We start from the raw sequence: 18,917 nt of genomic DNA on the forward strand, positions 1-18,917 counted from the left end.
CCCTTCAGACTCCTTCTGATGCTTTCTCGGTGAGGATCGAGCCGATCCGGTTCAGCGTCGGCTGGGTCGCTCGGTGCAGGTGGTCCACGTCCATGCCCTCGTCACCGAGCACGACCATGAGGGCTGTGTCGCCGACGGCGTAGAACGCGGCGCAGCCGTGACTGCCGTAGGTCACCGTGCGGCGCAGCGTGCCGCGGGCGGTCGCCTCGGCGGTGCGCCGGGCGAGGCCCAGTCCGGCCGCGGCGAGCGCGGCCAGGCCCTCCGGGTCGATCGCGTCGGCGGTGTCGGCCGCGATGAGCAGTCCGTCGGCGGCGGCTACCGCCGTGTCCGTGATGCCGGTGACCTGTTCGCGCAGACCGCGCATTTCGAGCGCCAGGGCTTTGTGATCCATATACTCAACTCCCCTATTTCTGTTCACATCTGATCGGCTTCTTCATTTGGGTGTGCCATTCCGGAGGCCGAAGAAGTTTCCTGGTTTACGGCGGGGCAGATCGGTGCGTTCCGGGAGCGGGGCGGGCTCGGCGGGCACCGGCTGCCGTTGCCGTAGTCCCTGGCCGTCCAGGAGCACCCGGACCGGGATCGGGTCGGAGGGCTCCACACATGCCAGGAGCCCCTCGTCGAGCATTCGGGCGACCTCGACGGTGACGGTGTAGACGCCCCGGCCGACCCGGAAGGCGAGATCCCGGGCGGTGCGACGACCGTCGGCGTGGGCGAGCAGATCGCGCCTGAGGACGGTGAGTTCGGCGTCCGCGCCGCCCGGCGCGGGGGCGGGCACGGGCCGTTCGCGGTCGGGGTGGACGGGGTGCGGCAGCGCGGCGAGGGCGGTGAGCCTGCGGGTGGCGTCCTGCAGCAGTCTCAGCGGTGGCTCACCCAGCGGGACCTGCGCGAACGGCTCGGCGGTGGGGACGCGTTCGCACTCCTCCACCCGACCCGCGGCCATCGCGAAGGCGGCGTCATGCAGGGCCAGCGCGCACACCACCCGCAGCTGCGCGGCCCCCGCGTAACCGTGCGCGATGAGTGCGGTGGCCGGCCAGCGCGAGCCGCCCGACTCCCGCACCAGCTGGGCCCACTGCTCGCCGCTGACCCGCCCGGAGCGCAGCAGCAGCGCCTCGGGGCCCGGGGCGCCCGGCGACTCCACGGCGACCACCCGGCCGTCCCCGAAGTGGAAGACGCCACCGGGTGTTCCGGTGATCCGCAGCTCGCCGGTGAAGCCGTCACGCCCACACACGGCCAGGGCCTGTGCCAGGTGTTCGTGGCCCGACATCACACCCCCCGCCGCCTCGCACACACGCCTGACGCGTAGCGCTGAGGAGGGAATGTGTATCAGTCCGGGCGCATATTCCGGGCGGGGGTTTCCCAGCTGCCGCTAGTTGACGGAAGTTGAGTTCGCGGGATGCTCAAAAACAATGCGTTCGGCGCTCATTTGACCGAATCCGAGGCAGGTTTTTCAGAGTCCGAGGGCGGTTCCGCCGGCCCCTCTTCGTCTGCTACGACCTCGTCCTCGATCTCGGGCGGCACGGACTGTTCCTCGGCGTACGCCTTGAGGTAGCTCACCACCGTGTTCGTCACCGCCACCAGCGGTACGGCCACCACCGCGCCGCCGATGCCGGCCACCATGCCGCCCGTGGCGACCGTGAGGACGACCGCGAGCGGGTGCACGCGCACCGCCCGGCCGAGGATGAACGGCTGGAGGATGTGGCCCTCGATCTGCTGGACGGCGAGGACCACCGCGAGCGTCATCACCGCGGCGAACACGCCCTGTGTGACGAGCGCGACGACCACCGCGAGAGCGCCGGAGGCGACCGCGCCCACGAGCGGGATGAAGGAGAACAGGAAGATGAAGACGGCCAGCGGCACGGCCATGGGCACATCGAGGAAGTAGATGCCGATGCCGATGAAGACGGCGTCGATGAGGGCCACCAGGACCGTGCCGCGGACGTAGGCGGTCAGGGTGCGCCAGGCGCGCGGACCGGCGCCGGCCACGGCGGGACGGGCGGCCGCGGGGACCAGCTTCAGCGACCACGCCCAGATCCGCCGGCCGTCGTACAGCAGGAAGAGGGTGGAGAAGAAGGTCAGCAGGATGCCGGTGAGCGCTTCCACGACGACCTGGACGCCCTCCAGGCCCGCGGAGGTGATCTGGTCGGTGTTGGCGCCGACCGCCTCGCGGAGGTTCTTGGCGATCTGGTTGATCTGCTTGTCGGTGACGTGGAAGGGGCTCTTCAGCAGCCAGTTGCGCAGATCGTCGATGCCGTTCTGGATCTGGTCGGAGAGCGTGTCGATGTTCTCCATGACCTGCCAGGTCACGAACCAGCCCATCAGGCCGATGACGACGAAGCCGAGGATCGCGGTGAGGGCGGTGGCGGGACCGCGCGGGACGCCGTGCCTCATGAGGCGGGCCACCGTCGGCTGGAGCAGCGCGGTGATGAGCAGCGCGACGACGAAGGCGAACACGACGAGTTGTACGGCGCTGATGACCCGCATCAGCACCCAGACGGTGCCGGCGAGGACCAGGAGCCGCCAGCCGGCCTCGGCGGCGACCCGTACGCCCCACGGCACGGCCTGCGCCGGATCGGGACGGGGGACCAGCACGACGGGCGGGCGGGAGGCGGCGCGCGACGGCTTCTTCGGCTTGCGCTCAGGCGCTTCGGCCTGGTCGGCCTCGGCCTCCTCGCGGGCCACCTCCGCGCGGCGCTCGTCCAACCGCTCACCCATATCGGTCAGTCGGGTTCCGAGCCGACCGAGCCACCCTGGCACTCGCGACATGATCCGTCCTCTTCCCCCGTCTCTCCCCACCACTCCCCCTGGAGTCCTCGCGTCCGACCGTACATGGCAGAAGCCCCTCCCCCTAGGACGGGGAGGGGCCTCGCGAGGTTGAGAGCCGGGGGCGCTCAGTACCAGTGGTTGGCCTGCCAGAACGACCACGCCTCACAGGGGCTGCCGTAGCGGCTGTCCATGTAGTTGAGGCCCCACTTGATCTGGGTGGCCGGGTTGGTCTGCCAGTCGGATCCGACCGACGACATCTTGGAGCCCGGCAGGGCCTGGAAGAGACCGTAGGCACCGGAGGAGGCGTTGACGGCCTGGTAGTTCCAGCTGGACTCGTGGTCCACGATGTTGCTGAAGCACTGGAACTGCCCGCTCGGCACCATCGAGGCGGCCATCGACTGGATCTGCGCGACGGTGTACGAGCTCTGGACCGGGAAGCTGGAGGAGCTCCTGCTGGCCTTTTCCTTGGCCTCGGCGCGCTCCTTGGCTTCCTTGGCCGCCTTCTCGGCGAGTTCCTTCTTCTCGATCGCGGACTTGGCGGCGGCCTTGCGGGCCGACTCCTCCGCGACCTTCTTGGCGCTCGCGTCCGCGGCGATGGCCTGGGTGTCGGCCTGCTGCGTCAGGGACACGGTCTGCACCTGAGCCTGCTGGCCCGCGGGTATGTCCGCGAGCAGCGTCGTGTCGGCTGCCGTCGCCTCGGCGTCGTTCGGCTGCGCAACGCTGCCCGAGGCAACGCCGACGACGCTTCCGACTGCGGTGACTGCCGTGGCCGACGCCACTGCGAATCCCCGGACCGAAATCGGGCTCACACGGTTTCCTTCCAGCATCGCCCGCTTCGGTGACCCTGGCGGACGCAATCGTGCCCCTGGACACTGGCCTCCGAACTGCGGGGTCACGGGAGGCGCGGGCCCGGTGGGCAACTCCCCTGCGGGGAGCGCCGCGTGATGCTCGGGCGGCATACGACGTCGACTATGGAGTTGGCTGTGATGCTGCTGTGGTGCCGTACCGCTGGGGGTACAGGTGTGTCGTATGCGGGGCCTGACAGGAATGAGACTCTGCCGTAACCGGACGCCGGGTGGCAATTCTGAGTTGCGTGTGAAAGCTCACATCCCGTTTGGCCCCAGTGAATTTGAGAAACGGCAACACGCGAAGGCGCCGCCCGGCTAGGCTCTTGGCCTTTCCGGACGGCGCCAACCGGCCCTGGATACCCCAGTTTCCCTTAGATCTGGCAGATTGCCTTAGATCTGCCCGTCTTCCAGCATTTCGGTCACAAGGGCCGCGATCTGGGACCTCTCGGACCTCGTCAGCGTGACATGGGCGAAGAGGGGATGCCCCTTCAGCTTCTCCACGACGGCGACCACACCGTCGTAGCGCCCGACCCGCAGATTGTCCCGCTGGGCCACGTCATGGGTCAGAACGACCCGTGAGTTCGCGCCGATCCTGGACAGAACGGTCAGCAGGACGTTCCGCTCCAGGGACTGCGCCTCGTCCACGATCACGAACGCGTCATGGAGCGAGCGGCCGCGGATATGGGTCAGCGGCAGTACCTCCAGCATGCCGCGCGCGGTGACCTCTTCGATGACCTCACGGCTGGCGACCGCGGACAGCGTGTCGAAGACCGCCTGTGCCCAGGGGCTCATCTTCTCGGACTCGGAGCCCGGCAGATAGCCGAGTTCCTGTCCGCCGACCGCGTACAGCGGACGGAAGACCATGACCTTCTGGTGCTGGCGGCGCTCCAGGACCGCCTCCAGACCCGCGCACAGCGCGAGCGCCGACTTTCCGGTGCCGGCCCGGCCGCCCATGGACACGATCCCGATGTCCGGATCCAGGAGGATGTCCAGCGCGATGCGCTGCTCCGCGCTGCGGCCCTTGATGCCGAACGCCTCCCGGTCGCCGCGCACCAGGCGGACATTGCCCTCGGGCGAGATCCGGCCGAGCGCCTTGCCGCGCTCGGAGTGGATGGTCAGTCCGGTGTGCACCGGCAGGTCGGCGGCCTCGGGGACGTGGACGTGCCCTTCCTCGAAGAGGATGTCCACCTGCTCTCCGGGCAGGGCCAGTTCGGACATTCCGGTCCAGCCGGAGGAGCCCGTGATGGCGAGCTCGGCGCGGTACTCCTCGGCGAGGAGACCGACCGAGGACGCCTTGATCCTGAGCGGGAGGTCCTTCGACACGACGGTGACATCGAACCCCTCGGCCTGCAGATTGCGGGCGACCGCAAGGATGCGGGAGTCGTTGTCCCCCAGGCGGTAGCCGCTGGGCAGCACACTGGGGTCCGAGTGATTGAGCTCGACACGGACGGTCCCGCCCAGCTCCCCGATCGGGATGGGGGCGTCGAGGCGGCCGTACCTCACCCGGAACTCGTCGAGCAGACGCAGCGCCTGCCGGGCGAAGTAGCCGAGTTCGGGATGGTGCCTCTTGGCCTCCAGCTCCGTGACCACGACGATCGGGAGCACGACCTCGTGCTCGTCGAAGCGGTTCAGGGCGTTCGGGTCGGCCAGCAGGACGCTGGTGTCGAGAACATAGGTGCGCCGGTCAGGCAAACGACGCTTTGTGCTGGTCACCACGGAAGGACGTACCCCCTCGGAAGAGGTCGGGGAGCGACGGAGTGGAGCTGGACCGGTCGACGGCCCGTTTGCACGGGCCGGGGACCGGCCCTCCACTGCTTCTCCCGTGCCGAGACCGCACGGTCGAGCTGGTGCAAGGGGCCTCCCGGGCGGACGGCCCCGTGCCGTCCGCTGAGATCCGACACCCGTGGTTCGGGCGTCGACCTGCTTGGCTTATGCCCTCGAACACGCGGAGCCATGCCATCGCATATGACGGCGCGCTGGTGAACTCCTTGTTACCCGCGTCCCAAAACGGGGTAGTCGCCCGCTCCCTGTGGAGCGCCTGTGTCAGCCGCCGTAGCGCCGGTGTCGCGCCGCGTAGTCGCGCAGGGCGCGCAGGAAGTCGACCTTCCGGAAGGCCGGCCAGAAAACGTCGCAGAAGTGGTACTCCGAGTGGGCCGACTGCCACAGCATGAATCCGGACAGCCGCTGCTCGCCGCTCGTGCGGATCACCAGATCGGGGTCAGGCTGGTCGCTGGTGTACAGGTGCCGGCTGATCGCGTCGATGGTGACGGACTCGGCGAGCTCCTCCAGAGAGGTGCCCTTCTCGGAGGCGTCGAGCATCATCGAGCGCACGGCGTCGGCGATCTCCTGGCGGCCGCCGTAGCCGATGGCGACGTTGACGAGTATCCCCTCGACCCGGGCGGTGGACTCCTCCGCCTCCTTCAGCGCGGTCTGCATCGGGGACGGCAAGAGGTCGGGAGCGCCGACGTGGTGGACGCGCCAGCGGCCGTCGGCGGCGAGGGTGCGGACGACGTCCTCGATGATGCCGAGGAGGGGGCCGAGCTCCTCCGGCGGTCGGTTGAAGTTGTCCGTCGACAGCAGCCAGAGGGTGACGACCTCGACGTCCGTCTCGGTGCACCAGCCGAGGAACTCCTCGATCTTCTCGGCGCCGGCGCGGTGGCCGTCGACGGGGGTGGAACCGGCGGCCTTCGCCCAGCGTCGGCTGCCGTCCACGATGACACCGATGTGCTTGGGCACCTGGGCGTGGTCCAGGTGGCCTTCCACCCGGTGTGCGTAGAGCCTGACGAGCAGGCCGCGCAGCTTGTCGCGCAGGTTCACGTGAAAGTCAGCCCCTTTGAGATGGCGGTCCCCGCGGCTAGAGCGTACCGGGATGCCGGACGCCAACTGTGAGGGGACTGCGAGTTCGTGGGCGGCTGCGGGTGGTGGGGAGCCCTGTATGGGTCGGCACCCTGACCGTCCCTGCCGGTGTACCCCTCGTGCGCAACTCAAGTACTCCTCGTGCGCACAAAAAACGGGCCGGTCCGTGGGGGGGATACGGACCGGCCCGAGGGGGGGTTTCCACCATAACCCTTCGTAAGTGATGCTGCGTGCATCGGCGTGCCACAACTACTCTCCGGAGTCGGGCGGCAACGGCCGGGTGGCCGCTTGAAGGCCTGTTCATGGGGGTTTCGTGGCCGAATCACGGCGGAATCATGGGGGCGTAGGGCATCGCCCGCGTGGGTGACTCCGGGTCGGAACGTTTCTTTGACGCCGGGAAGTGGGCGCGGCACCGCGCAGCCCCCTCCTCTGCGCGGTGCCACCGCGCAGCTTTGCTGACGCGAATTGCCTCGTCTTGAATTTACGTCAGAAGCAGCGCGGGGGCGAGCCGCCTGGGATAACGATGTGGACACCCCGTGAAGACCATGGATATGTGGGGTAGATCGCCACATGATGCGCTCGTTGCCCGATTTGCAACTATTCGACGAGGTCAGCGGACGGGCTTGCGGGCCTCGAAGAGGTGGCGGCTGCTGTGCGCGACGAAAGGCCCCTCGGACTCGATTCGCCCATGCAGGGACCGGAGCCGGGGTTCGTGCTCCGCCACCGTGAAGCCGGGGACCATCCACACCACCTTGCGCAGGAAGTGGACCACGGCGGCGATGTCGTGGAACTCGACCCGCAGCCGTTCGGCGCGCAGGTCGACGATCTCCAGCCCGGCCGCCTCGGCGGCGGCGCGTTCGTTGTCGGGGTGGCGGTCGGAGCACTGTTCCTGCGGCAGGGGGCCGAGGAAGTACTCGACGAGTTCGAAGACGCTGCGCGGACCCACGTGTTGGGCGAAGTAGGTGCCGCCGGGCTGAAGCACACGGGCGATCTCCGCCCACTGCGGGTCGACCGGGTGCCGGCTGCTGACCAGGTCGAAGGTGTTGTCGGCGAAGGGCAGCGGGGCGTCCTCCGCAGCGGCGACGACCACGATGCCGCGCGGGCGCAGCCGGGCGGTGGCCCTGGCGACGTTCGGCGGCCAGCCCTCGGTGGCCGCGGCGAGCACGGGGGCCCGCGCGGTGCCGAGGGCGAAGTCCATGACCTCGCCGCCGCCGGTCTGGATGTCGAGCGAGGCGGTGGCACCGGTGAGCCTGCGGCCCAGCGAACGGGCGAACCCCCACGAGGGCCGCGCCTCGGTGGCCCGCCCCTCGAACCACGAGAAGTCCCACCCGTCGGTGGGGACGGCGGCACCTTCGGCAATCAGGTCGTCGAACGTGTGGGTGAAGTGGGCGGTCATGGGGTGATCGTCGCAGGGTGCGGTGGGCGGGCGCCCCTTAATTTTCTGCCACCCCTCGGGGTAGGGACGGGGCGCGGGAGTGGGGCAGGCGCGGGACAGCTTCTTTACTGCTCCGGTCGCTCTTTACGGCTCCGGTTGGTACCGCAGCAGCACAACCCCGTTGCCGAAGGTCCGCGACTCGACGAGCCGGAGCGAGGTCAGCGTGTCGGCCTGCGGGAACAGGGGTTTGCCCCGGCCGACGACGACGGGGTGGACGTAGATCCGGAACTCGTCGACGAGGCCGTACCGCAGAAAGGTCTCCGCCAACTCGGCCCCGGACAGCGAGAGATCACCGCCCGGCTGTTCCTTCAGCGCCCGGACCTCTTCCGGTACGACCTCCCGGACCACGGTGGTGTTCCAGTCGGCGTGCGGCAGGGTCCGGGAGTAGACGATCTTGGGGATCTCCCGCCAGATCCGGGCGAACTCGGCGATCGAGGCGGGGGCGTCGGGGTCGGCGTCGGCGGTGGGCCAGTAGTCGGCCATGAGCTCGTAGACGACCCGGCCGTGGAGCAGCCCGCCCATGGACTTGGCCGTGTCGTTCATGTGCACATGGAGTTCCTCGTCGACCCGGTGCCAGCTGATGTCGCGGTCGGGGCCCTCGATGTAGCCGTCGAGGGAAATGGCCATCCAGAGGACGATTTTCCGCATCGGGCACCTGGCCTAGGCAGGAGGGAGAGGATCGACTCCCACGGTACTGGGACCGACGGGGACGGCGCGGGAACGCCATGACGGGAAGGTGACTTCGGAATGGGGCGCTGGCAGGACGGGCGGGGGCGGTTGGTCGTAGACGGCGTCTCGGTGCCCCTGGAGATCGCCACGTCGTATCGCGCGCGTACCAGGGGACTGCTCGGACGTGACTCCGTCGACGGCGCCCTGCTGCTCTCCCCCGCGAGCGGCATCCACACCTTCCGGATGCGCATGCCGATCGACGTCGCCTATCTCGACCGGAGGCTGCGGGTCGTCGCCGTACGCACGATGAAGCCCGGCCGCCTCGGACTGCCCAGGATCCGGGCCCGGCATGTGCTGGAGGCGCAGGCCGGGGTGATGGAGGGGTGGGGGGTTCGGGTGGGGGTGCGGGTGGATGTGGTCAGGGAGTAGGGAGCTGTCGTCAGCCGAACGCGCTGACGGCGAGGTCGGAGGACGGGATCCGCATGTTGGGGCGGCTGCCGTTGTTGATCGCGACGTAGCAGCCGAACAGGCCCTTCACCAACTCGCCCCCGTTCATCGCCCGCAGCTGCCGGTCATCGTCCGGGGCGTAGTGAGTGCTGGTGTAGACGTCCAGGACACGCTCTCCGTCGTGGTCCTGGCGGAAGCGGAGCTGTTTGCCGTCCGGCTCGACGGAGACGAGCAGGGTGGCTTCGCGGAAGGCGTCCAGGAGTGCCTCGGGGGTGCCGCGGCGTGAGCGGAGGGCCTGGAGCGTGCGCTCCACCTCGTTCTCCGGGGGGCGGTATCGCAGTGCGGTGAGGGTGGGTTCGTACCCGGGATTGAAGTGGAAGTCGCCGATCTCACCGTTCTCGTCGATGGGCCAGCCGCCAGGCTTCCCGTGCTCCGGAACCTCGCCGTGCGGGTTGGTGTAGGCCGGGTCGATGGCGAAGATCGCCCTGCCTGGCTGACGCCGGGCGGACACTCGCATGGCCTCGGTCACTTCAGGAGGGAGCATCTTGGGACCGCGGAGGGGGATGTCGGGGTACACGTGCAGCTTCAGGTCGCGCGGTCTCAGGTCCCACTTCCCGTCGCCGACGATCTCTTCCTTGAGGGCGGCCCGACTGGGGGCCTCCTGCCAAGGCCCGGGCAACGCCCGCCCCGGAAACGGGTAACCGCCCTGCGGCACCATCTCGGCCAACGCCTCGGTGGGAGCGAGGCCCCGTGCCCTCGCGGATCGCATCAACCTGATCCAGAAGCTGCTGCAGTTGCTGGCCTCGTGGCCAAGTTCCGGGCGCACGACATAGCCGACGGCCCCCTCCGCGTCCGATGCGTACAGCGCCCCCAGGATCCCCTCCATGTTGGCCACCACGACATACCGCACAGGACCGTTCGCCCGCTCGGGATAGTCGTCCACCCCACCGGTCAGCCGTACTTGCAGGTCATCCGCCAGCCGGGAGAAGGGCCTCTCCTCGGAGTGCCCCTCCGGTCCGTGCTGCTCGCTCATCACTGGATCTTTCCGTAGATCTGCCACTGTCCCTTGGCATCCTGGAACGCCTTGGTGATCGTGTATTGGTTGCCGTGGCCGAGCAGCAGTTCACGCTCTTCGGCGCCGTAACGGCTCACCTTCTCCAGCCACAGGCCCGGGGTTTCCGCGGGGACTCGCAGATGGAGGACTGCCTCCTTGTTGCTGTACACGGCGTCTCCCAACGAGGTGGACATGTAGGAATCATCCGTGAAGTTCCTACCGACCATCTTCGACGGGTCGTCGATCTCCATCTTCGCCAGATAGTGGCCCAGGCCCGTGCCGCGCCGGACGATGACGTCCTCGGGGAGCGGGTTCCCGGCGAGTGCCTTGTCGAGATGCTCGATCTGCTGATGTACGACCGGGTTGTCGTAGTAGCTGCCCGCCCCATCCCGCAGGAACCCGTTGACTCGCTGGTATTCGGTCCCCGTGTAGCCATGCACCGCCGCCCGCTGGTCGGCCGGCAGGCTCTCCGCGTAGTCGTTCCAGTGCTTGGCGCCGTACTCGATCGCGTCCGCATTGCTCTTGAACGTGACCGCGTTGTCCGAGATCTCGGCCATAGCCGATGTGTGCTTGGCCGAGTCGGAGAGTGCCTCCCACTCCGAGGCACCGCCTCCGCCGCCTGTCTCCGCGGCCGGTGAGCCGCCCCCGGAGTCGCCGACATCGTCCCACTTGCCACGGGCGGTCTCCTTGGCCGCGTCCGCCGTGACGTCGGCAACATCCTCGCTGTGCTTGAAGGAGGTCCAGCTGTCCGGCAGCGGGGTGTGTCCAGCTGTGGCCTTGCCAACCGATTCGCCCGCACCCTCGGCCGCCGTCCCGACCACCCCGCGGGCGCTCCGCTCCGCCGCCGTCTCCACGGCGCCCTCCGCGACCGCGGTCACGGTACGGCGGGCCGCGCCCACCCCGGTCGCCGCGCCGCCGGTGACCGCGTCGCTGACGAGGTCGAAGACGAGGGTGCCGAGCGCCTCGGCCGGGTCGCTGGACCAGCCCGAACCGACGAGTGACTTGGCGGTGCGCACCGGATGGTTGGCGGCGGTGAGCAGCCCCATGCCGGTGACAGAGAGGTTCTGCAGGTACTGCGCGGGGTGGGTGAGGTTGTACGGGTCCATCGGGCTGACCATCCGCACCATGCGGATCAGCCCGGTCCCGCCCTTGACGAAGCCGCCGGCGAAGTGTTCGAGCTCCATGTTGGCGGCCCTGGTGCCGTCCAAGAGGCCGGCCTTGAGCTTGGCCAGGGTGCCTGGCTCGGCCGGCGCCGCCGCGAAGGCGTCGGTCACCTTGGCCGTGGCGGTTCCGGCGGCGGAGTCCCGTGTGCGGCGGGCACCCTTGAGGATCTCCTGGGCCGCCTCGCGCCCGGCTTCTCCCGGGTCCGCGAAGTCCCCGGGATCGGTGGGGGATCCGGCATTCGGGTCCGCCAGGGAGCCGACGGCCAGGGCAGACTCGTACTCCCAGACCTGCTGGTCGTACTTGTTCCGGGCCGTGGCGCTCTTCGCCTCCGCCGCCCGCCACTTCTCGATCGCCTCGGCCGCCTGTCCGCGCGCCCAGGAGACCGTGTGCGCGTACTCCGCCAGGGCTTGCGCGGCGGCCGTACAGGCGTCGGCCGCGGTCAGCCACCGCTTGGGGTGAGTGGTGAAGGACTCCCGGAAGGAGTCGGCGGCGGTACCGGTCCAGTGGCCCGGGTCGAGCTTCTTCAGCGCCTGCCCGGTGCTCTCGAAGGCGGAGGCGAAGGCCTTCAGATGCCGGACCGTGTCGTCGAGGTCCCCGGTCGAGCCATGGATCAGCTCACCCGGCTGGTCCGTCTGCCCCAGCTCCCGTTCGGGCACCACGGCGCCGACCGCCCCGGTGACGTACTCGGCGCCGTCACGGACCTTTTCCCCGACCGACTTCAGCCCGACCACGTCCAGGCTGTCGCCCACCACGTCCGCGGTGGCGTTGACCCCGTCGGCAAGTCCTTGCTTGATGCCGTTGCCCAGGTCCCCCAACTCCCCCAGGACGCCCATCAGTCACCGTCCTCGGGTGTGACGGACTCCACCGACTCCCGCACGAACTCGGTGCCGACCCGCACCTGTGTGCCGTACTGGCCACTGGTGGTCAGGTCCTCCTCGGTCTCCTGCCAGCTCTTCCCCATCTGCTGTACGGCAGCGGACGCCGACTCCTGCGAAAGATCCGGTGTCCAGGCATCCTTGGCCCCGGACCCGACCTGGCTCCACGACATCCGGGCGGCGTCCTGGCTGGAGACGGTCGGGGCACCGTAGTTGGCCACGACGACGTCCTTGAGCACGCCGATGCCGTACTCCTCGGCCTCGTGGTAGTAACCGGCCGACAGGTCGAGCTTCTCGGCGATCTCGTTGCCCTCGTCGACGAGCGCCTTCACGCCCCATTCCCAGCGTTCCGCGAAGGTGCCGAACGCCTTGGCGAGCCCGGCGTGCCCCATCTGCAGCGGGCTCAGCTCCAGGCTGCCGAACCCGAACCCGACGGCGCCGCCGCCCACTTGACCAACGGCCTGCAACTCCTCGATCGCCTGGCCGATGCCCTTGGCGGCCTGCTTGAGTACCTCGGGGTCCGCCCCGTAGCCATTACTCATGCGCGGCGGTCCGGTTCCAGAAGATCGACCGCCACCGGGTCCGGCACGATCCCGGAGAGTGGAGGCATGAGGAGCGGCCGGATGCCGCCCACGTCGACCGCGACCCCGGTGGGGGTACGCGTCTCGGTGACGGCGGCGGGTACGGCGATGTCGAGCAGCCGGGAGCCGAGCACCGTCCAGTGGCGGATACGGCCGCTCGCCCACCCGGGGTCGGTGCCGGCTTCGGCACGGGCGCGCGCGAATCGCTCCACCTCGGTGGTGGACGTGAAAGCGTACAGCCACTGGACGCCGTCCGTCTCGGCTGAGCAGATCGGTTCGTTCTCGGCGAGCGGCACGTACAGGGCGGCCGCCCGGAAGGCCGCCAGCAGCCGATCGCCGTCGCCCTGACCGTCGTAGAGGTCGTGGATCTCGGCGGTGAGCGTGGCCCGTTCGAGGGTACCGACGCCACATGCCGGTCCGTGGGCCCGTTCCGCTTTCATGTTGTGTGGTCGCTCCGTGACTGAACGTGTGATGCGCGAAAGCACATCATGATGATCGTGTATCAGTCCAGCCGGGTCGGATCTGCGTCCGTCCGGGACGCGACTTGCCCCGCGCGGGCTGCTTGGCGCCTGCTTGGGGGAGGAGTAACTGCAGTGCAGATTCTGTGAGTTACGACGCACGGATGACGGCGACTTGGAAGAAGCAGAACGTCACGTCACTCGAAAGAGCGTTTCGTTTCTGCGGTTGGCGGTGGCAGTACGGCTGCGGGCCGGGGAGGTCTGCTGATCGGGCGCGGGTCGCGAGTAGGGCCCCCCGGGGGGGGAAGGTTTTCGCGGACGTCGTCCCGAACGCAGGAGGCTTTGTGAAGACGGTGAGTTGGACTCATCGCGATCCAGCCACGGGGGGCGACTGGTGATCGCCGATGTCAGCGGCCACAACTAGACTGGATGTACTCAGAACCCATACGTCCCACGAGGCGAGATCACCTCTGTCGGCGGACCCGGTGAAGCAAGCCGTAGGACGCACGAGTGCTGGAGAGGGACGGCTCTGGAGAGGGACGGCTTCTGAGTGACCGGCGACGCGTGCGGGTCGCGGGTTTCACGGGGAGTCAACGGGGAGTTGGGCATGGCTGAAGAAGTAAGCGTCGACCTCGACGAGTTGGAGCAGACGGTCACCGCGCTGAACCAGGTGCTGAGCGGCCTCGGCAAGGCAGACACGGACACGGCGACCAACACCTACCTCCCGCCGGGTGCACTGGGCACCGGATTCGACGAGGCGGACAAGCTCGCCAACGCGCACAACGAGATCAAGACGTACATCGAGGACGCCGTCAGGTACCTCAACACCATCATGGACGAGTTCGGACGGAAGACGAAGTACACGCACGGGGCGTACCAGGACACCGACTACGAGGCCAAGGCAAGCTTCCCGAACGCGGGACAGTAAGGGTCCATGAGCCAGGTGAACGCTGAGACGCGCGGTAACAAGGGGGCACGGGGGCATGGCTGACAGCGACGGCCAGATCGACTACGACTACACCGAGATGAACATGTGCTTCAACGAGAAGCACACGACGAACTTCGCCGGCGGCAAGAACATGGACGAGATGAAGGCCATGCTCGGCAATGCCAGACCGGACCTCGTGACAGGCGTCGCGGCAGGCTGGAAGGGACTGGCAGCCCAGCTGACCAGCATCCAGGCCGAGTTCGAGAAGGAGGTCACCCGCATCCAGGCACACTGGACGGGCGCCGCCGCCGACGGATTCGCCGCGAAGGCCAAGCAGGTCAGCACGAGCATCGCCAACACGGCCAAGTACGCCAGCCACACATCGATCGCGATGACGAACGTCGGCGCCGCACTGGGGCCCATCAAGGACGAGGTCCTGGCGATGGAGAAGCCTGGACGATTGTCCAGCATCTCCAACGCCGCGGGGGATGGGTTCACGCGCAGCAACGAGGGGACGGACAAGGACATCGCCGCGGGAATGGGCGCGGACGAGGTGCTCGACCGCAACCACGACGACCTCTCGGCCGGGCGGGAGGCTCAGCTGAAGATGGCCGCGAAGATGGAGACGTTGGGGGCGGCTTACAACTCGCAGGCGATGGCTATGGGGTCGTGGGACAAGAGGCAGGCTCCCCACGACGGGAGCGATGGCTATCCCGGGGATCCCGGCGGCATCGCGCCGACAGTGGTGGCCATGCCGACAGCGCGCTCATCCCGGAGCCCGCAGAGTGTGTCGTCGAGTGCAGTCCGGACTGCACGGACAGGCGCCATCAGTTCCTCGAACCCTGTCACTTCGCCGTCAGGTATCACCGGCGGAGCACATAAGTCGGCCGCACCGACGCAGAGGATCGGCACGGCGATCGACGGTGTCTCCGCTGGCGGTACCGGAGCACCCTCGGTAGGCGGCTCCGGAATTGTCGGTGGCGGAACAGCTGGTGGCGGTGGCATCGGTGGCAGTGCTGGTGCCGGCTTCGTCGGTGGCGCGGCCGGGGCCAGTGCATCTCGGGGCCTGGCTGGTCGTGCCAGTGCCGGCAGCATGGCAGGGCGTGCCGTCGGCGGCATGGGTGGCGGCGCCGCCAAGGGGGGTGCCGCACGTGCCGGAGGCTTGGCCCGCGAGAGCGGTGGCGTAGTCGGCGGATCGCCCAAGGCCGGTGCGGGCGCGGGCGGCAGGGGCACTGCTGGCGGTTCGGGCCTGCACAACAGCCGTGGTGCAGCAGGAAAGGGAGCCAGCGCGATCCGCAAGGGCGGCGTCGCAGGCGCCCCCGGTGGGCGCACCGGTCGCCGAAAGGAAGAAGAGCAGCGCGAGGGCGAGCGCCCCGACTACCTCGTCGAGGACGAGGAGACCTGGGCCCCGCAGACCAACGCAGCACCTCGCGTCATCGAGTAGTCAGCTCCGCTCGGTGCTCACTGGCACGTGACAGGATGCGTGAGCGTGGCTTCCGAGTCGCGCCCGCGTTCGGGATTGGGAGAGGACCAACGGAAGAATGGCCATCACACGAACGATGCGTGCGCTGAGCGCTACGGCGCTGACCGGCGCACTCATCCTGACGGCGACTCCTACCGCCTCTGCCGACCAGACCAGACAGGATCAATGGGCACTCGATGCCCTCAGCGCCCAATCCGCATGGCAATTCTCCAAGGGCCATGGCGTAACGGTCGCCGTCATCGACAGCGGCGTCGACGCAGAGCACGTGGACCTGAAGAACAACGTGCTCGAGGGCAGGGACTTCACCGACGGCGATGACGACCCGAGCCCCGACGCCGGAGACAGCGAGCCTGAACATGGCACGGCGATGGCATCGGTCATCGCCGGCCATGGACACGGCCAGAACGCGTCAGACGGCGTGATAGGGCTCGCCCCCGAGGCCAAGATCCTTCCCATTCGGGACAGGAACGGCGGGTTCGCCGAAGATATCCGTTATGCCGTGGACCATGGCGCTTCGATCATCAACATGTCCATCTCGACAGACCAGGCTCTGCCTGAAGACCGTGAGGCCGTGGCCTACGCTCTCGAGCATGACGTATTGATCGTGACGGCATCAGGAAACGACGGCAAGGGCAACACCGTCGAATACCCCAAAAACTACCCCGGCGTGCTGACCGTGGGCGGCGTGGACAATGGCGGAGCTATCTGGAAGGGCTCCAACTACGGCCCTGAAGTTCTCCTGACCGCCCCTGCAACCCATATCGTCAGTGCAGGCTGGCCCGGCGACACTGCGGTCCGCTCCGGAACCGGCACCTCCGACGCAGCGGCACTTGTGTCCGCGGCCGCGGCATTGCTCAGGTCAAAGTTTCCCGACCTGACGGCAGGGCAGATCGCCAACCGACTTGTGAAAACCGCCGCATTGCCTGATTCCGAGAAGACGCTCTCCCTTCCGGATGAGAAGTACGGCTATGGCATCATCCAGCCACTCGCCGCACTGAAGGACAACATCCCGGCAGGCTCGCAGTACGGCCCCCTCACCGTCCCGGAGTCCCTGAAGGCGAAGTCCGTCACTCCCGAAGCCTCAACGTCCGACGCCGACCAGGCGAGGGCCAACCAGAAGGCCACGATCATCTGGACCGCCATCGGTGTTGCGGGGCTCGCCGTAGCCACCCTGACGGTCTTCCTGATCGTCAGGCGCTCCAGACGCGACAAGAACAACAACGGCGGTCCTGGCGGCCCCGCGGCCTACCCGCACCACGGCCAACAGACCGGTCCGCAGCAGTACTCATATCAACAGCCCGTCTCGCCGCAGCAAAACCCATACCAGCAGCCTTCCCCTCCGCAAAGCCAGTGGCCGCCCCAGCAGTAACTGCCAGACCGGACTCGGGAATCCCTGTGCTGGCAAGCATGTTTCACACCAGAGCTCTCGCCATGGTCATCAGATCGGAGTCCACCGCACCATGACTCGCTTGTCTGCAGCAGCTTCCCCAATTACGGCCGTGCTTGTGGGCATGCTGCTCGTCGGCTGCTCAGCATCGGTTCATGTCGGAGGGTCCGAGCCGAAAATGTCTGCGGACAAACTGGGCGGCCTGGTTGCCGAGAAGCTTGCCGCGACGACAGGGCAGCCGACGCCGGACATCAGCTGCCCCGAGGACCTCGTCGGCAAGGTAGGGACCAGCACCCGGTGCAAGTTGACCGCGAACGATGGAAGCACATTGGGCGTGACGGTCACCGTGTCGTCTGTCGATGGGGATCAGATCCACTTTGACTTCGAGGCCGACAAGACTGCATCCCCTGCGAGTTGATTACCGCGTACTCACGGAACGCTTCCGTCGCTTCGAGTCGGCTATCGTCTCCGGGTTTCCGATGAAATCTCAAGCCTCGGCGGATTCCCTACACCAGCGACCTCCCGCCCTCCTCGATGGCTCGCACCTCATGATCATCTTCGTCAAGTCGCATACGAATCCTGACGGCGTTCGGCGCCTTCTACGGCCCCGTCGCGGATGGCCTAAGGGGCATCAGGCCGGTGGAGGCGAGGCGGGTTGTCCGCGCCTGCGCAGCCGAGGCCGGTGCAACACGTGCATCCGCTAGCGGTGCAAGCTCCCTGAACAAGGGCATGCCATCGCGCAAGTATCCCTGGTGAACAGCCGGTTCAGCCGGAGAAGGACGCCATGGCCTCGTCCCAGTCTCTGAGCTGATGCGGCTGCCAGAGTCACTACGTACGGCCGACGATGTCGAGACGATCAGGTCGCTGTGCGAGCACATCCCGCAGAAACTTATCGAAACTGAGGCTATCGGGGCCGCTCCGCGTGAGCACTCGGGCGAGCGCACCACTTGGCGCAACGGACACCGAGAGAGCCTGCTGACCACGCAGGCCGCCGACCTGGACCTGGAGATCACCAAGGTTCGGACCGGACCGTTCTTCCCCTCACCGCTCGAGCGGCACCGGCACATCGGCTGGGCCCTGTTCGCCGTGGTCATGGGGGCATACGTGCACGGCGTCTTGACGAGCTCAGTCGATGACTTGGTCAAAGCACTGGGTATGGGCAGCGACATCTCCAAGTCGGAGGTCTCCCGGACCTGCGGCGAACTCGACGCAGAACTCACCGCATTCAAGGAACGGCCGCTGGACTGCCACATCCCTCCTCCTGCGCAGTTCACTGCCCAGGCGCTTCTGTCGGGTCGTCAGTTCGCGCCTCGTCGTCAGCGGGCCTGTGCTCATGGGACGCCGACACCGAACCTCCCGATCCCCATGAGATTTGGCAGTGCTCGGAGAGGCAGAAGCGGGATGACGCCTGGACGCGAGCGACGGTCCCTCAATGGCTTGCTGTAGCTAGCAGACACATCCGGGGATTACCCATCCTCTGTCCACAGCCTCGGCCGGACGACGGCCGAAAACCTTCTACCTCGGCAAACTGCAACGAGGTTGGCTTGATCCTCTTACGGTAATCTCACCTTCACGGGCAGTCCTGAGAGGTTGCCTCACAGGCATATGGGGGCAATCCATGTCAACTGGCACAGATGTCGACAACCCGCAGTCGTTGAGGAAGGCCGGAAACGGGGCGGCTGAGATCGCAGGGGAGACGCGGACCGCCGGCAATCATCCGCTCAACGAGACCCGCTCGGCGGCCACGGACTTCAGCGCCGACTGGAGTGGCGGGATGGGAGCCGCTCTCAACCGCCTCGCGTCCGTCTGGTCCCTCCAGGTGGACGGGTTGGTCGGTCGGTGCCGCGACCTCAGCACACAGTTCGGGACCACTGGCGGCAACTACGTCGAGGTCGAGTCGGTGAACACTCAGACCGTGAAGTCCGTCCAGTCGTCGCCCTTCGGCTGACGGGCCACGCTCCAGCCAGTC

19 protein-coding genes are annotated in these 18,917 nt (G+C 67.9%); 7 read left to right on the top strand and 12 right to left on the bottom strand.

The features are described 5' to 3' along the window. Positions 1 to 4: 4 nt before the first annotated feature. The 8 genes from ACI2L1_RS01770 to ACI2L1_RS01805 form a co-directional block, all read right to left on the bottom strand. On the bottom strand, positions 5 to 391 hold the full coding sequence (locus ACI2L1_RS01770; protein ID WP_404737316.1) for a roadblock/LC7 domain-containing protein: 387 nt from the start codon (positions 389 to 391) through the stop codon (positions 5 to 7). Positions 392 to 433: 42 nt separating this feature from the next. Continuing rightward, on the bottom strand, positions 434 to 1,264 hold the full coding sequence (locus ACI2L1_RS01775; protein WP_404737317.1) for a MarR family transcriptional regulator: 831 nt from the start codon (positions 1,262 to 1,264) through the stop codon (positions 434 to 436). 155 nt (positions 1,265 to 1,419) lie between these two features. After that, positions 1,420 to 2,763: an AI-2E family transporter gene (locus tag ACI2L1_RS01780; RefSeq protein ID WP_404737318.1), complete on the bottom strand. Its 1,344-nt coding sequence runs from the start codon at positions 2,761 to 2,763 to the stop codon at positions 1,420 to 1,422. 125 nt (positions 2,764 to 2,888) lie between these two features. Further along, positions 2,889 to 3,572, bottom strand: coding sequence for a transglycosylase SLT domain-containing protein (locus tag ACI2L1_RS01785; RefSeq protein WP_404737319.1), 684 nt, complete (start codon positions 3,570 to 3,572; stop codon positions 2,889 to 2,891). Positions 3,573 to 4,001: 429 nt separating this feature from the next. Next, positions 4,002 to 5,327 carry a PhoH family protein gene (locus ACI2L1_RS01790; RefSeq protein WP_404737320.1) on the bottom strand — a complete coding sequence of 442 codons (1,326 nt, stop codon included), beginning with the start codon at positions 5,325 to 5,327 and terminating at the stop codon, positions 4,002 to 4,004. A gap of 327 nt (positions 5,328 to 5,654) precedes the next feature. Further along, positions 5,655 to 6,428, bottom strand: coding sequence for an isoprenyl transferase (locus ACI2L1_RS01795; protein WP_404737321.1), 774 nt, complete (start codon positions 6,426 to 6,428; stop codon positions 5,655 to 5,657). 649 nt (positions 6,429 to 7,077) lie between these two features. Next, positions 7,078 to 7,863: a class I SAM-dependent methyltransferase gene (locus ACI2L1_RS01800; RefSeq protein ID WP_404737322.1), complete on the bottom strand. Its 786-nt coding sequence runs from the start codon at positions 7,861 to 7,863 to the stop codon at positions 7,078 to 7,080. Positions 7,864 to 7,986: 123 nt separating this feature from the next. After that, on the bottom strand, positions 7,987 to 8,550 hold the full coding sequence (locus ACI2L1_RS01805) for a dihydrofolate reductase family protein (protein WP_404737323.1): 564 nt from the start codon (positions 8,548 to 8,550) through the stop codon (positions 7,987 to 7,989). 99 nt (positions 8,551 to 8,649) lie between these two features. Here ACI2L1_RS01805 and ACI2L1_RS01810 point away from each other — a divergent pair, with 99 nt between their 5' ends. After that, positions 8,650 to 9,000 (top strand): DUF192 domain-containing protein, encoded by a 351-nt coding sequence (locus ACI2L1_RS01810; protein WP_404737324.1) that lies wholly within the window; start codon positions 8,650 to 8,652, stop codon positions 8,998 to 9,000. A 10-nt stretch (positions 9,001 to 9,010) separates the two neighbouring features. Here the strand turns inward: ACI2L1_RS01810 and ACI2L1_RS01815 are convergent, their stop codons facing one another. From ACI2L1_RS01815 to ACI2L1_RS01830, 4 genes are read right to left on the bottom strand one after another with little or no spacing between them, the layout of a single operon-like run. Beyond that, positions 9,011 to 10,051, bottom strand: a complete 1,041-nt coding sequence (locus tag ACI2L1_RS01815; protein WP_404737325.1) for a type VII secretion system-associated protein — start codon at positions 10,049 to 10,051, stop codon at positions 9,011 to 9,013. Continuing rightward, positions 10,051 to 12,069, bottom strand: a complete 2,019-nt coding sequence (locus tag ACI2L1_RS01820) for a putative T7SS-secreted protein (RefSeq protein ID WP_404737326.1) — start codon at positions 12,067 to 12,069, stop codon at positions 10,051 to 10,053. Before ACI2L1_RS01820 ends, ACI2L1_RS01815 begins: the two co-directional genes overlap by 1 nt. Next, complete coding sequence (locus ACI2L1_RS01825) at positions 12,069 to 12,653, bottom strand: hypothetical protein (RefSeq protein ID WP_404737327.1); 585 nt, start codon at positions 12,651 to 12,653, stop codon at positions 12,069 to 12,071. Before ACI2L1_RS01825 ends, ACI2L1_RS01820 begins: the two co-directional genes overlap by 1 nt. After that, entirely contained in the window at positions 12,650 to 13,132 is a 483-nt protein-coding gene (locus ACI2L1_RS01830; protein WP_404737328.1) for a hypothetical protein, read from the bottom strand. The genes ACI2L1_RS01825 and ACI2L1_RS01830 overlap by 4 nt, the downstream gene beginning before the upstream one ends. 625 nt (positions 13,133 to 13,757) lie before the next feature. Between ACI2L1_RS01830 and ACI2L1_RS01835 the strand changes: the two genes are divergently transcribed. The 6 genes from ACI2L1_RS01835 to ACI2L1_RS01860 all read left to right on the top strand — a co-directional run bounded on the left by ACI2L1_RS01835 (position 13,758) and on the right by ACI2L1_RS01860 (position 18,896). Then, a complete protein-coding gene (locus ACI2L1_RS01835) occupies positions 13,758 to 14,078 on the top strand; it encodes a hypothetical protein (protein ID WP_404737329.1) in 321 nt (106 codons plus the stop codon). A 55-nt stretch (positions 14,079 to 14,133) separates the two neighbouring features. Beyond that, entirely contained in the window at positions 14,134 to 15,522 is a 1,389-nt protein-coding gene (locus tag ACI2L1_RS01840; protein WP_404737330.1) for a hypothetical protein, read from the top strand. Positions 15,523 to 15,619: 97 nt separating this feature from the next. Then, on the top strand, positions 15,620 to 16,930 hold the full coding sequence (locus ACI2L1_RS01845; RefSeq protein WP_404737331.1) for a S8 family serine peptidase: 1,311 nt from the start codon (positions 15,620 to 15,622) through the stop codon (positions 16,928 to 16,930). A gap of 142 nt (positions 16,931 to 17,072) precedes the next feature. Continuing rightward, positions 17,073 to 17,366 carry a DUF4333 domain-containing protein gene (locus ACI2L1_RS01850; protein ID WP_404737332.1) on the top strand — a complete coding sequence of 98 codons (294 nt, stop codon included), beginning with the start codon at positions 17,073 to 17,075 and terminating at the stop codon, positions 17,364 to 17,366. A gap of 392 nt (positions 17,367 to 17,758) precedes the next feature. Further along, a complete protein-coding gene (locus ACI2L1_RS01855) occupies positions 17,759 to 18,394 on the top strand; it encodes a transposase (protein ID WP_404737333.1) in 636 nt (211 codons plus the stop codon). Between the two features lie 172 nt (positions 18,395 to 18,566). Further along, positions 18,567 to 18,896 carry a hypothetical protein gene (locus ACI2L1_RS01860; protein WP_404737334.1) on the top strand — a complete coding sequence of 110 codons (330 nt, stop codon included), beginning with the start codon at positions 18,567 to 18,569 and terminating at the stop codon, positions 18,894 to 18,896. Positions 18,897 to 18,917: the final 21 nt, after the last annotated feature.

Origin of the sequence: Streptomyces sp. NPDC019531, assembly GCF_044903305.1 — a bacterium.
Classification (GTDB): Bacteria; Actinomycetota; Actinomycetes; order Streptomycetales; family Streptomycetaceae; genus Streptomyces.